The sequence below is a fragment of the Paractinoplanes ferrugineus genome (genome assembly GCF_016862195.1).
GTDB lineage: Bacteria > Actinomycetota > Actinomycetes > Mycobacteriales > Micromonosporaceae > Actinoplanes > Actinoplanes ferrugineus.
This window is the reverse complement of sequence record NZ_BOMM01000016.1, coordinates 319690-331843: the sequence shown is the minus strand read 5'-3', so window position 1 is coordinate 331843 and position 12154 is coordinate 319690. Positions and strand designations below refer to the sequence as shown.

The 12154-nt window shown below is 72.6% G+C and carries 13 protein-coding genes; 9 read left to right on the top strand and 4 right to left on the bottom strand.

Annotated features, from left to right (window positions below):
- Positions 1 to 195 precede the first annotated feature (195 nt).
- The 9 genes from Afe05nite_RS12340 to Afe05nite_RS12300 are packed head-to-tail and all read left to right on the top strand — an operon-like array spanning position 196 to position 8263.
- Positions 196 to 471: an MSMEG_0570 family nitrogen starvation response protein gene (locus Afe05nite_RS12340; protein WP_203817153.1), complete on the top strand. Its 276-nt coding sequence runs from the start codon at positions 196 to 198 to the stop codon at positions 469 to 471.
- Positions 468 to 1778, top strand: a complete 1311-nt coding sequence (locus tag Afe05nite_RS12335) for an MSMEG_0569 family flavin-dependent oxidoreductase (RefSeq protein ID WP_239117759.1) — start codon at positions 468 to 470, stop codon at positions 1776 to 1778. Before Afe05nite_RS12340 ends, Afe05nite_RS12335 begins: the two co-directional genes overlap by 4 nt.
- Positions 1775 to 2587 (top strand): amidohydrolase family protein, encoded by an 813-nt coding sequence (locus tag Afe05nite_RS12330; protein WP_239117758.1) that lies wholly within the window; start codon positions 1775 to 1777, stop codon positions 2585 to 2587. The genes Afe05nite_RS12335 and Afe05nite_RS12330 overlap by 4 nt, the downstream gene beginning before the upstream one ends.
- On the top strand, positions 2584 to 3096 hold the full coding sequence (locus Afe05nite_RS12325; protein ID WP_203817152.1) for an MSMEG_0572/Sll0783 family nitrogen starvation response protein: 513 nt from the start codon (positions 2584 to 2586) through the stop codon (positions 3094 to 3096). Before Afe05nite_RS12330 ends, Afe05nite_RS12325 begins: the two co-directional genes overlap by 4 nt.
- Positions 3096 to 4148, top strand: coding sequence for an MSMEG_0568 family radical SAM protein (locus tag Afe05nite_RS12320; protein ID WP_203817151.1), 1053 nt, complete (start codon positions 3096 to 3098; stop codon positions 4146 to 4148). Before Afe05nite_RS12325 ends, Afe05nite_RS12320 begins: the two co-directional genes overlap by 1 nt.
- On the top strand, positions 4145 to 5572 hold the full coding sequence (locus Afe05nite_RS12315) for an MSMEG_0567/sll0787 family protein (RefSeq protein WP_239117757.1): 1428 nt from the start codon (positions 4145 to 4147) through the stop codon (positions 5570 to 5572). The genes Afe05nite_RS12320 and Afe05nite_RS12315 overlap by 4 nt, the downstream gene beginning before the upstream one ends.
- A complete protein-coding gene (locus Afe05nite_RS12310; RefSeq protein WP_203817149.1) occupies positions 5569 to 6393 on the top strand; it encodes a carbon-nitrogen hydrolase family protein in 825 nt (274 codons plus the stop codon). The genes Afe05nite_RS12315 and Afe05nite_RS12310 overlap by 4 nt, the downstream gene beginning before the upstream one ends.
- Positions 6390 to 7214, top strand: coding sequence for a carbon-nitrogen hydrolase family protein (locus Afe05nite_RS12305; RefSeq protein ID WP_239117756.1), 825 nt, complete (start codon positions 6390 to 6392; stop codon positions 7212 to 7214). The genes Afe05nite_RS12310 and Afe05nite_RS12305 overlap by 4 nt, the downstream gene beginning before the upstream one ends.
- Positions 7211 to 8263, top strand: coding sequence for an MSMEG_0565 family glycosyltransferase (locus tag Afe05nite_RS12300; RefSeq protein ID WP_203817148.1), 1053 nt, complete (start codon positions 7211 to 7213; stop codon positions 8261 to 8263). The genes Afe05nite_RS12305 and Afe05nite_RS12300 overlap by 4 nt, the downstream gene beginning before the upstream one ends.
- Before the next feature lie 459 nt (positions 8264 to 8722).
- Here Afe05nite_RS12300 and Afe05nite_RS12295 read toward each other — a convergent pair whose 3' ends face one another.
- The 4 genes from Afe05nite_RS12295 to Afe05nite_RS12280 all read right to left on the bottom strand — a co-directional run bounded on the left by Afe05nite_RS12295 (position 8723) and on the right by Afe05nite_RS12280 (position 12139).
- Complete coding sequence (locus tag Afe05nite_RS12295) at positions 8723 to 9022, bottom strand: helix-turn-helix domain-containing protein (RefSeq protein ID WP_203817147.1); 300 nt, start codon at positions 9020 to 9022, stop codon at positions 8723 to 8725.
- 109 nt (positions 9023 to 9131) lie between these two features.
- Positions 9132 to 10349, bottom strand: a complete 1218-nt coding sequence (locus Afe05nite_RS12290; protein WP_203817146.1) for an acyltransferase family protein — start codon at positions 10347 to 10349, stop codon at positions 9132 to 9134.
- Positions 10350 to 10451: 102 nt separating this feature from the next.
- Positions 10452 to 11240: an SDR family NAD(P)-dependent oxidoreductase gene (locus Afe05nite_RS12285; RefSeq protein WP_203817145.1), complete on the bottom strand. Its 789-nt coding sequence runs from the start codon at positions 11238 to 11240 to the stop codon at positions 10452 to 10454.
- Complete coding sequence (locus tag Afe05nite_RS12280; RefSeq protein ID WP_203817144.1) at positions 11237 to 12139, bottom strand: aldo/keto reductase; 903 nt, start codon at positions 12137 to 12139, stop codon at positions 11237 to 11239. The genes Afe05nite_RS12285 and Afe05nite_RS12280 overlap by 4 nt, the downstream gene beginning before the upstream one ends.
- Positions 12140 to 12154: the final 15 nt, after the last annotated feature.

Sequence of the window (12154 nt, the reverse complement as noted above, 5' to 3'; positions counted from 1 at the left end):
TCGATCGGTGCGGGCCCTTGCCGGAACGTGGCCGTCGTAGCGGCTGTTGCCGGAATGTGTCGGCGCGAACGGGATCGAAACACCGGGGTGGAAGTGAGGAGCATCTAACGGGCGCTTGTTCCGGATGAAACAACGGGGAAACCGGATCTCCCTTGACTGGCTCTCACCAGCGACGAGAACGGCCAGGTGAGAGCCATGCCGGAACGGTACGTGACGGTGCGTTGGCCGGATGGCCAGACACAGCGGATCTATTCGCCCTCGACGGTCGTCGAGGACTACTTCCACGCCGGGCAGGTGCTCGCGGTGGCCGATTTCGTGGTCCGCAGCCGGGCGGCGCTCACCGAGGCGAGTGACCGGGTCCGGGCCGCCTACGGGTTTCCGTGCGGCCGGGCCGCGGCCTCGATCGCGGCCGTCGACCGGCGGGCGACGGAGCTGACCGGCGACGTGCGGATCGAGGGGATCTCGGCGTGAGCAGCCATTACAGCGTCGCCGTGGTCGGCGGTGGGCAGGCCGGGCTCTCGATGAGCTGGTTCCTGCGCCGGCGCGGCGTCGACCATGTCGTGTTCGAGCGGGAGAGTGTCGGCCACGAGTGGCGCACCCGCCGCTGGGACTCGTTCTGCCTGGTCACCCCGAACTGGCAGTGCCAGCTTCCGGGTTACGCCTATCACGGCGACGATCCGGACGGGTTCATGCTCGGGGCGGACGTCGTCGACTTCCTGGAGAAGTACGCCGCCAGCTTTGATCCGCCGCTGCTCGCGGGCGTGGACGTGACCCGGCTACGCCGTACCCGATCAGGGGTCTTCGAATTGATGACCTCGGCCGGGAAGTTCACCGCGGACCAGGTGGTGATCGCCACCGGGCCCTACCACGCGCCGGCCGTGCCCCGGATCGCCGAGCGGATGCCGGCCGGCCTGACCCAGGTGCATTCCTCGCAGTACCGCAACCCGGCGCAGCTGCCGGACGGTGCGGTGCTGGTGGTCGGCAGCGGGCAGTCGGGCTGTCAGATCGCCGAGGATCTGCACCTCGCGGGCCGGCCGGTGCACCTCGCGGTGGGGAGCGCGCCGCGGGCCGCCCGCCGTTACCGGGGGCGTGACACCCTGGCGTGGCTCGACGAGATGGGCCACTACGCCCGGGGGATCGACGAGTTCGCCGATGCCGACGAGGTCCGGCTGCGGGCCAACCATTACATGACCGGGCGCGACGGCGGCCGCGACATCGATCTGCGGGCTTTCGCCCGGGACGGCATGCGGCTGTACGGGCATCTGCGCGACGTCGCCGGTCCCACGCTGACCTTCGCGCCCGACCTGGCGGGCAGTCTCGACGCCGCGGACGCCGTGGCCGAGGGCATCAAGGACGCCATCGATCGGTACATCGACAGCGCGGGAATCGAAGCGCCGGCAGAGGCCCGCTACGTTCCCGTCTGGCGACCGGACGACTCGGCGGGCGTGCTCGACGTGGCCGCCGCCGGAGTGTCCGCGGTCGTGTGGGCGACCGGATTCCACCGTGATCACCGGTGGATCGAGGTGCCGGTCTTCGACGGGCGCGGCTACCCGACCCACGAGCGGGGCGTCACCGGCTGTCCCGGCCTCTACTTCCTCGGCCTGCCGTGGCAGTGGACGTGGGGGTCGGGCCGGTTCGCCGGGGTGGCGCGGGACGCGGAATTCCTGTGTTCCCGCATCTCGGCGACCCGGCGGCAGCGGTTCGCCGACGAGGTCGGCTGGCTGGCGGGCACCCCCACCGAGACCTATCCGCAGGCGGAGTGGTGGGCGGCGGCATGATCTACGACGCGCACCGGCACCTGGGCGTGCTGCCGGCCTATCCGTTCTACGGTGGTCCGCCGGTCAAGCCGGCCGTGACCGCCCGGGCGACCATCGCCGAGCTGCTCGCGGACCTCGACCGGGAGGGCACCGACCGCGCGCTGGTCCTGCCCAACTACGGCGTGCCCGATCCGGACGTCGCGTTCGGGTTCAACGACCTGGTGGTGGAGGCGGCGCAGCGCGACGACCGGATCCGGGCCGGCCTGTGGGTGTCGGCACGGGAACGTGACACCGAACGGACGGCCCGCGCGCTGGAACTGGCCGGCGAGCCGGGGGTGCGGGCGCTCAAGCTCAGCTTCCTGCTCGGCGGCGGGGTCGAGGATCCGGGACTGGAGACGGTTTTCGCCGCCGCCCGGGCGCACGACCTCACCGTGCACGTCCACACCTCGCCCGGCGCCGGCAGCGACATCGACCAGGTCGGCAAGCTCGTCGAGAGGTTCGGCGACGACGTGCGCATCCACCTCGTGCACTTCGGCGGCGGGATGAGCGGCCACATCAAGCTGATCGGCTCGCGGTTCTTCGACTGGATCGCGGCCGGCAAACAGGTCTACACCGATCTGTCCTGGGCCATCGGGTTCGCGCCCCGCTGGCTCGTCACCGAGATCGACCGGCGTGGCCTCGGCCACGACCGGGTGCTGTTCGCCAGCGACGAACCGTGGGGCGACCACGCGGGTGAGCTGGCCCGGCTGCGCGCGGCGGCCGACGACGCCGAACTCACCAAGGCCGTTTTCGAGACGAATTTCGACACGCTCTACGGAGGAACACGATGACCGACCTCAACGAACTCGAGCAGCAGAGCCTCACCGAGATCCCGCACCCGTCGCTGCCGGAGGGCTCGACCATCTACGGCGGCACCAAGGTCTTCCCCGACTACAAGGCCGAGGAGGGGCAGAGCTACTTCACCCTCGTGCACGGCATCGCACACGAGTCGTCGGTCAGCTTCGTCGCGGTCCTGCAGGCCACCCGGGCGCTGCGCAAGGGCTTCGAGTCGGCGATCTACTTCTACGGGCCGGGCTCGCTCAACGCGCTCGCCACCCGCGGCTTCCCGACCACCGGCGCGTCCGCGTTCCCCGGCGAGCAGAACATCAACAACTCGCTGAAGACGTTCATCGCCGAGGGCGGCAAGGTCTACTGCTGCCGGTTCGGCCTGTCGCTGCACGGCGCCCGTGAGGAGGACCTGATCGAGGGCGTCATCCCGACGCACCCGCTCGACGTGCAGGACGCGCTGATCCACTACGCCCGCAAGGGCGCGATCATCAACTCGACCTACATGTTCTGATGTCCCTCGACGTCCACGCCGACCTCGCCGTGCGCGGCGTACGGGTGTCCGCGCCCGTACGCCGGCCGGCGGGGGCCGGTCCCAGCGACGACGGCCACGTCGTGGTCGACGGCCGCAACGCGGCGTTCCCGATGAACCCGGACAGCCCCTACGACGTGCGGGACGGCCGGGTCTGGCTGGGCGAGGTCGACACCGGCCTGTCGCTCGAGGTCGTCCGCCGGCCGGCGTTCTACGACCTGTCCACGGCCGACGGCGTGCGCTACGAGCAGATCGCCCGGCTGCACGGCCGGGACGTGCTCGCCACGACGGTCGTGCAGACCTGCATCCGCTACCCCGAGGACCAGCGCTGCCGCTTCTGCACCATCGAGGAGTCGTTGCGGGCCGGCGCCACGGTGGCCGCCAAGACCCCGGCGCAGCTGGCCGAGGTGGCCGAGGCGGCGGTACGGCTCGACGGCGTCAAGCAGATGGTGCTGACCACCGGCACCACCACCGGCCCCGACCGCGGCGCCCGTAACCTGGTCCGCTGCGTGCGCGCGGTGCTGGCGGCGGTGCCCGGCCTGCCGATCCAGGTGCAGATCGAACCGCCCGGCGACCTGTCCGTCCTCGACGAGCTGCGCGCGGCCGGCGCCGTGTCGATCGGCATCCACGTCGAGTCCCTCGACGACGAGGTGCGCCGCCGGTGGATGCCCGGCAAGGGCGCGGTGCCGATGGCCGAGTACGAGGCGGCCTGGGACCGGGCGGTCGAGGTCTTCGGCCGCAACCAGGTCTCCACCTATCTGCTCGTCGGCCTGGGCGAGGACCCGGAGGAGCTGGTGGCGGGCGCGGCCGGGCTGATCGCCCGGGGCGTCTACCCGTTCGTGGTCCCGTTCCGCCCGATGGCCGGCACCCTCGCCCGCCGCGACGGTGTCACCGCGCCCCCGCCCGCCCTGGTCCGCGAGATCAGCGCCCGGGTGGCCACCATGCTGCGCGCGGCCGGCATGCTCGGCACCGGCCAGAAGGCGGGCTGTGCCGCGTGCGGGGCGTGCGGCGTTCTCCAGGCGGCCGGCGGATGACCGGGGACTGGCCGGTCACCAACCGCCGGCACCGCCCGGCCGACCTGGTGCCGGCCCTGGTCGGCCCGCACTTCCTGGTCGAGCGGGCCGACGAGCTCGCGGGCTATCACGCGCTGCGGCGCCGGGTGTTCGTCGACGAGCAGGGGCTCTTCGCGGGCTCCGATCGCGACGAGCGCGACGACGATCCGCGCACCGTGGTGCTCATCGCCCGGTCGGCCCGGGGCGAGCTGCTCGGCGGCGTACGCCTCGGGCCCGCCTCGGACGGGCCGGACATCGGCTGGTGGCAGGGTGGGCGGCTGGTCGTCGACCCGGACGCGCGCGGCACCCACGGCATCGGGGCCGCGCTGGTGCGGGCCGCCTGCGCCTATGCCGAGAGCGCGGGTGCGCTCCGGTTCGACGCCACCGTCCAGCGGCGTACCGAGACGATGTTCCGCCGGCTCGGGTGGCAACCGGTCCGGCACGTCCGGCTGGCGGGGCAGCCGCACACGCTGATGCGCTGGCCGATCCGGCGGCTCGCGGCGCTCGCCGCGTCGACCAAGACCCCGCTCGGCGAGATCCTCGACGGGCTCGCCCCCGGTGGGGACGGGTTCGTCGGCGACGACGGGGCGCCGGTACCGGGGTCCGATCTGATCGCCGCCTGCGACGCCATCCTACCGTCCATGGTGGAGCGTGACCCGGAGTGGGCCGGCTGGTGCGCGGTCCTCGTCAACGTCAACGACCTCGCGGCCATGGGGGCGGCGCCGGTGGGGCTGCTCAACGCGGTGGGTGCCCGCGACACCGCCCACGCCGCCCGGATCCTGGGCGGCCTGCGGCGGGCCGCCGAGGCGTACGGCATCCCGGTGCTCGGCGGCCACACCCAGCTCGGTGTGCCGGCTGCCCTGTCGGCCACCGCCCTGGGCCGCACGGCGCACCCGGTGCCCGGCGGCGGGGGACGACCCGGTCAGCGCCTGCGGCTCACCGCCGACCTGGGCGGACGCTGGCGGCCGGGCTATCGCGGGCGGCAGTGGGACTCGACGAGCGAGCGCACCGCCGGCGAGCTGCGCCGGATGCAGTCGTTCGTGGCGCGGGTGCGGCCCGCCGCGGCCAAGGACGTCTCGATGGCCGGCATCGCCGGCACGCTCGGCATGCTGGCCGAGGCCAGCGGCTGCGGCGCCCTGCTCGACGTCGCGCGGGTGCCCCGGCCGCCGGCCGCCGGCGTCGGCGACTGGGTCACCTGCTTCCCCGGCTTCGCGATGCTGACGGCCGGACCGTGGGCCGGCGCCGAAGCCGGGACGGACGCCGGGCCGGCGGTCACCGCCGACTGCGGCGAACTCGTCGCCGGTGGGGGCGTCCGCCTGCGCTGGCCGGACGGGGAGATCACCGATGCGCTGGACGCCGCGGTCACCCGGTTGGGGAGAGCAAGCTCGGAGGGGTTGGCATCATGAGCGTCACCAGGGTCGCGGCCGTGGCCGCACCGTTCGACCGGGACCTGGAAGGCGACTTCCGGCGGGTCGCGGAACTCATCGCCACGGCGCGGGCCCAGGGCGTACACCTGCTTGCCCTGCCCGAAGCCGCACTCGGCGGATATCTCGCCCACCTCGACGGCGGGGCCGACGAGCCGCCCGCCCTGCGCGCGGACGGCCCGGAGATCGCCCGCCTCGCCGCGCTCGCCGGCGACATGGTGGTCTGCGCCGGCTATTGCGAGGCCGACGGGGCGCGGCGCTACAACAGCGTGGTCTGCGTGCACGACGGGCGGGTGCTCGGCAACCACCGCAAGGTCCACCAGCCGTTGCGGGAGAACGCCAGCTACGACTCGGGGGACTCGTTCGCCGCGTTCGACACCCCGGTCGGCCGGATCGGGCTGCTGATCTGCTACGACAAGGCGTTCCCGGAGGCCGCGCGCGCCCTCGCCCTGGACGGCGCGGAGATCATCGTGGTGGTGTCGGCGTGGCCGGGCAGCCGCACCGACGCGCCGGCCGACCTCGCCGACGACCGCTGGACGAGGCGGTTCGATCTGTTCGACCGGGCCCGCGCGCTGGAGAACCAGGTGGTGTGGGTGTCGGCGAACCAGTCCGGCACGTTCGGCTCGATGCGCTTCGTGTGCAGCGCCAAGATCGTCGACGCCGGCGGGGACGTGCTCGCCACCACCGGCACCGCCCCCGGCATGGCGGTGGCCGAGGTGGACGTACCGGCGATGCTGACCGCGGCCCGCAGAGGCATGGGCCACCTGCGCGACCGGCGCCCGTCGGCGTACGTCGCGGCGTGAGGATCGCCGCGGCCGCCGCCCACTTCGGCCGGGACCTCGATCACGACCTCGGGCGGATCGGCAAACTCGTCGGCGACGCCCGCGCCGCCGGGGCCGCCCTGCTCGTGCTGCCCGACGCGGCGCTCGGCGGCTACCTCGCCGACCTGCGGCATCCCGACCCGGACGCGCTGCCACCCGCGTTCAAACCGGACGACCCGATCCTCGGCCAGGTCGCCGCGCTGGCCCGGGAGATGGTGGTCTGCGTCGGCTACTGCGAGGCCGACGGCGACCGGCGGTACAACGCGGCGGTCGCGCTGACCGGCGACGGCGTCCTCGGCCGGCACCGCAAGGTGCACCTGCCCGCCGCCGAGAGCACCGTCTACGCGCCCGGCGACTCGTTCGCCGCGTTCGACACCCCGGCCGGCCGGATCGGCATGCTCATCGACTACGACAAGACCTTCCCCGAGTCGGCACGCACCCTCGCCGTCGACGGGGCGCAGATCGTCGCCTGCCTGTCGGCCTGGCCCGCCAGCATCACCAACCAGGCGCCCAAACTCGCCCAGGACCGGCAGTCGAAACTGTTCGACCTCTACGACTGCGCCCGCGCCGCCGAGAACCAGATCGTCGTGGTCAGCTCCAACCAGACCGGCGCGGTCGGCGGGATGCGCTTCCTCGGCCAGGCCAAGGTGGTCGGCCCGGCCGGCAACATCCTCGCCCGGACCTGGGCCAAAGCCGGTCTCGCGGTGGCCGAGCTGGACGTCGCCGCCGAGATCGCCGCCGCCCGCCGGGTGCTCAACCACCTCGGTGAGCTGCGGCCCGCCACCTACCGGAGCGCGCCGTGAGGATCGCGCTGCTCAGCTACTCGACCCGGCCGCGCGGCGGGGTCGTGCACACGCTCGCGCTCGCCGAGGCGCTTGCCGAGCTCGGCGCCGACGTCACGGTCTGGACGCTGGGCCGCGGCGGCGACACCGGCTTCTTCCGCCCGGTGGACGAGCGGGTGCGCCTGCGCGTCGTCGACTTCCCCGAGCGGGCGGGCGAGTCGGTCGGGGCCCGCATCGTGCGGTCCATCGCGGTGCTGCGACAGGCTTTCACCCCGGACGCGTACGACGTGGTGCACGCCCAGGACTGCATCAGCGCCAACGCCGTGGACCGCTGCGTGCGTACCGTCCACCACCTCGACCAGTTCACCACCCCCGAACTCGCCGCCTGCCACGAACGGGCGATCGTCCGGCCGTACGCGCACATCTGCGTCTCCGCCGCCGTCGCGGCGGAGGTCGAGGCGGGCTGGGGCCTGCACCCCTCGGTCATCCCCAACGGCGTCGACGCCGCCCGCTTCGCGGCGGCCGAACCATCGAAGGCCCACGGACGGTACGTGCTCGCGGTCGGTGGGATCGAGCCGCGCAAGGGATCGGTCGACCTGCTTGACGCGTACGCCCAGGTGCGTGACCGAATCCCCGGCCTGCGCCTGGTGATCGCCGGCGGCGAGACCCTGTTCGACTACCGTGAGTACCGCGCCGCCTGGGAAGCCCGCGCCCGCACCCTGCGAGTGACGCCCGAGGTGCTCGGCCCGGTCCCGCACGACGAACTGCCGGCCCTGGTCGCCGGGGCCGCCGCGTTCGCCTTCCCCTCCACCAAGGAGGGCTTCGGCCTGGCCGCCATGGAGGCCCTCGCCGCCGGCGTCCCCGTCGTGGCCCGCGACCTCCCCGTGCTGCGCGAGGTCTTCGGCACCGCCGTCCGCTACGGCCGTGACCCCGCGTCCTTGGCCGACGCCTTGCTGACCGTCATCAAGGAGCCCGACCCCGCCCGCACGACGCGCGGCCGGCTTCTCGCCGCCTCGCACACCTGGTCGGCAGCCGCCCGCCGACACCTGGAGTTCTACCGTTCCCGGTGACCTTCCCGCCCTTCCGGCCTGCCCCGGGGCCACTTCCGATCCGCATCTCGGGACCCCCGCCGCTGTCCCCGGTCACCGAGCCGGTGCCGGACGAGATCTCCGCATCTTCCTGAAAACGTGGTCTCCGACCGTGGGGGAGGCGGCAACTTCGCTGAAGACGTGACTTGAGGGGCCGGCTTCTTCACGCGCGGGCCCCGCATTTCGGACGAATTGCCGTCTCGCTGGGGTCGACGGGGGGAACCGTGCCGACGGCGGCCGGGTCTGCCGCTGGGAGCCGGGCAGGATCGCGTGTCCGAGCACGGCGGCGCGCATGCGGGCCGCCGACGGGTGGGGGGCGCCGGCCCGAGCCTGTGGACGACTGGGGTCGCCCTCGTGCTCGGGCCGGCTGGAAGCGCCGTGACCTCTAGCGATCTGTCCTGCCGGGCCTGCCGCCCCGCGCCTGACCGGCGGGACAGACCCCTAACGGGGCCGGTAGACCACGTCGTAGGTGGTCAGCCAGCGCACCTGCTCGCGCGGTGGCACTCCACAACCGCGCAGGAAGCTGACCAGGGTCTCCCGCCGTGGGGATCCGGCGGCGGTGATCAGGTTGTGGACCGTGGCCCGGGAGATGGGAGTGCCGGCGTCACGGCTGCGCCGGGCCACGCTGTCAAGGGAACGGCGACGTGCCGTCATCAGTGCGCGCAAGCGCATCGCGAACTCGACCGGCGTGGCGGCGCCGATGGGATCTGGGGGGACCGTCGAAACGGTTGCTGCGCTCATCAACCTCGCCTCGTGGGAACTGGAGCCGGTCGAGGTCTCGACCGGCCACAGTCGACCTTTGTTCGGTCCGGGGCGTGGAACAAGAGCGCAGGTGCGAACCAGTTTCGCCTCAGACGCTCACCGAGTCGCGCTCCTGGACGGGGGCGGCGGGCTGGGCCGGGATCCGGCGGCGGGCCGGGAACTTGCGGGCCCATCGGTTGGTCATGTTCACGATCCAGCGACGTGCCGGTTCCTCGACGTAACGGTGTGCGCCCTCGCCGATGAGCAGCAGTACGCAGATCGTCACGACGAAGCCGACGTACGGGGCGATGTCGTGTCCCTTGGTGACCGGGTCGGAGGTGCTCAGCTGCCAGACGAACCAGCGGTGCGTGATGTAGAGGGCATAGCTGGCAACACCGAGCGTGACCATAGGCCGTGTACGGAGAATGCGCGCGAACCAACCACGGTCCGAAGCCAAGGACATCAGCGCGACGGCGAACGGGATCACGAAGAACGGTCCGAACGAGCCCGCGCCCCAGAAGCCGCCCTCACCCCGGACCATCGCGAGAACCAGTACGTAGGCCAGCACGAGCGTCTGGATCACGTGGTGAGTCAGGTCACTCCACTGGCGGGCGTACGGCAGCAGGAACGAGATCGCCACGCCGACGAGGAAGATCGGCAGCTGGCAGAGCGGGTTGCGGTAGAGCCAGCGGTGCGCCGAACCGGGGTCGGCGGCCGGCAGGTCGGCGCGGCCGGAGATGACGAAGTAGGCGAACAGGATCAGCGACACCAGCGCCATCCCGCCGGCGATCAGCAGCAGGGCCTTCGCGCCCCACCGCTTGGCGGCGCCGGCGACCAGCGGCACCACGAACGGGAACAGGAAGTAGAAGAACAGCTCGGCGCCGATCGACCAGCCCGGACCGTTGTAGCGGGACTGGGCGGCCAGCAGGTCGCCGCTCCACGTCTGCACGCCGAAGATGTTCATCAGGAACACCTTCGGGTACTGCTGGTGGTCGACCGACACGTAGAGCAGGGCGGAGTAGATCACCATCACCCAGTACAGCGGCATGACCCGGGCGATGCGGGCGATGTAGAACTTGATCGTCCGACGGTGCTGCTTGTACGTCAGCTGCGGGTAGTTGTAGCCGAGCACCACGCCGGAGAGCATGAAGAACAGCGGGACGCCGATGTAGCCCCAGTGCGCGATCTGGGCGAGCGGATGCGGCAGGCTCTTCGGAACGCCCACGTGCGAGACGACGACCGCGATCGCGGCCACCGCGCGAAGGCCCGTCAGTGCCTTGAGCTCGGGCCTGCGCTCATGCGGCCCGAAAGTAGTCGTTCCGGACACCGTGCTCCTGTGGTCGAGGGGTGAAACGCCTAGGCGTTTCGTGTCAAAGGCTTCGCATTACACCACAGCAGAGCGTCTTTCCCTCGACCCGGCGCCCCGGCCTCACCAGGCCGTCCACCCTCCGTCAACGACCAGATTCGCTCCGGTGACATAGCTGCTGCGCGGCGACGCCAGATAGAGCACCGACGTGGCGATCTCGGCCGGGTCGCCGACCCGCCCGAGCGGCGACTGGCCGCTCAGCCGCTCGAGCAGCGCCGGATCGACGCCGTCGCCCGGGAACGGCCCCGGCGTCACACAGTTGACCCGCACCCCGGCCGGTCCCAGCTCCACCGCCGCATAGCGGGTGAGCTGCACGAGTCCGGCCTTGACGGCGCCGTAGTAGGGCGGGTTGCCGCCGGTGTCCGGATCGTCGTAGAGCTGCGGTCTCGGGCTGACCAGGCCGTACATCGAAGCCACCGTGATCACCGCGGGGGAGCTGTCGGCCGCCGCCGCCACCAGCAGCTCGCGGGTGGCGCCGAGCAGCCGCTGGAACGCGCCGAAGGCCAGGTCGGCGGCGTCGAGGTAGTCCTGCGGCGCGGACGTGCGCAGCGATCCCCCCCGTCCCACGTGCGCGTTGTGCACGAGCACGTCGACCCGTCCGGCTTCGGCTCGCAGGAGAGCGCCGAGTTCGGCGACATCGGCGCCGGAGGTGACGTCGCACCGGGCCGGGCGGCAGTTCGGGCCCAGGTCGTCGGCCAGGGCCCGCAGGCGGTCCTCGTCCCGCCCGATCAGCCAGACGGTGGCGCCCGCGCCGGCCAGGGCGGCGGCCATCACCCGGCCCAGCCGGCCGGTCGCGCCGGTCACCACGGCCACGCGGCCGCGCAGGCCGAAGAGGTCGTCAAGCATCGTCATCGGTTCCACCGGCTCGGGTCGAGAAGGGCGTCGGGCATCGGCGGGAGGGCGGCCAGCACGGCGTCCCGCTCACTGTCGGTGAGCGGCTCCCGGCGTACGAGATCGGCGTTGTCCCGTAGTTGATCTTCCGTTTCCGCCCCGACGACGAGGGACGTCACCCACGGCAGAGACCGCAGGTAGGCGATGCAGAGATCGGCGCGCCCGGCCCGGCCCAGGTCGGCGACGAGCCGGTCGAGGATCGCGACGACGGCGTCGCGCTCGGCGTCGGGCAGACGGGGCCAGGGCACGGCACTTCCGGCGACAAGCAGACCCTGGAGGTACGCGCTACGCACGGTCACCACCAGGTCTTCCCTGCGCAGGGCCGGATCGGGCCAGCGCCGGTCCAGGATGTTGCACGGCAGCTGGACGTAACCGAGGTCGGGCAGGTCCAGCACCGCCCGCAGCTCATCCGGGTTCTGCACCGAGACCCCGATCCGGTCGGCCGATCCGGTCGCCAGGCAGGCGCGCAGCTCGTCCCAGCCGCCGCCGAGCGCGTCGGCGGCCCGGTGGAAGAGCAGGGTGAGCGGCCCGCCGCGGCGCAACGCCGCGCGGCTGGCCTCGATGCTGCTCCGGACCTCGGCCCCGGGGGCGATCTTGGTGATGATCGACAGCTCGGGCGGCGCCGACACGCCGATGCGCTGCTCGCTGTCCCCGTAGGCGCGGGCCGTGTCGAGGTGGGTGATCCCGAGGTCGCGGGCGGCGGCCAGCATGCGGGTCGTGGCGTCGTCGTCGGGCGCGCCGGTGCGGTTGGCGATGCCGTACGCCATGCCCAGCTGGGCCGTCCCGAGGATCAGCACGGACTGGCGGTAACCGCCCCGATCCCGGACCGCGATCGTGTGTTTCGGCAGCTCTGCGCGCATAGTCCGCGATGTTAT

What these genes read in the sequence shown, in the direction of transcription:
- Afe05nite_RS12340 (WP_203817153.1), top strand. Translation starts at nt 196, where the DNA reads ATGCCGGAACGGTACGTGACGGTGCGTTGGCCGGATGGCCAGACACAG.
- Afe05nite_RS12330 (WP_239117758.1), top strand. Translation starts at nt 1,775, where the DNA reads ATGATCTACGACGCGCACCGGCACCTGGGCGTGCTGCCGGCCTATCCG.
- Afe05nite_RS12310 (WP_203817149.1), top strand. Translation starts at nt 5,569, where the DNA reads ATGAGCGTCACCAGGGTCGCGGCCGTGGCCGCACCGTTCGACCGGGAC.
- Afe05nite_RS12280 (WP_203817144.1), bottom strand. Translation starts at nt 12,139, where the DNA reads ATGCGCGCAGAGCTGCCGAAACACACGATCGCGGTCCGGGATCGGGGC.
- Afe05nite_RS12285 (WP_203817145.1), bottom strand. Translation starts at nt 11,240, where the DNA reads ATGACGATGCTTGACGACCTCTTCGGCCTGCGCGGCCGCGTGGCCGTG.
- Afe05nite_RS12295 (WP_203817147.1), bottom strand. Translation starts at nt 9,022, where the DNA reads ATGAGCGCAGCAACCGTTTCGACGGTCCCCCCAGATCCCATCGGCGCC.
- Afe05nite_RS12315 (WP_239117757.1), top strand. Translation starts at nt 4,145, where the DNA reads ATGACCGGGGACTGGCCGGTCACCAACCGCCGGCACCGCCCGGCCGAC.
- Afe05nite_RS12320 (WP_203817151.1), top strand. Translation starts at nt 3,096, where the DNA reads ATGTCCCTCGACGTCCACGCCGACCTCGCCGTGCGCGGCGTACGGGTG.
- Afe05nite_RS12325 (WP_203817152.1), top strand. Translation starts at nt 2,584, where the DNA reads ATGACCGACCTCAACGAACTCGAGCAGCAGAGCCTCACCGAGATCCCG.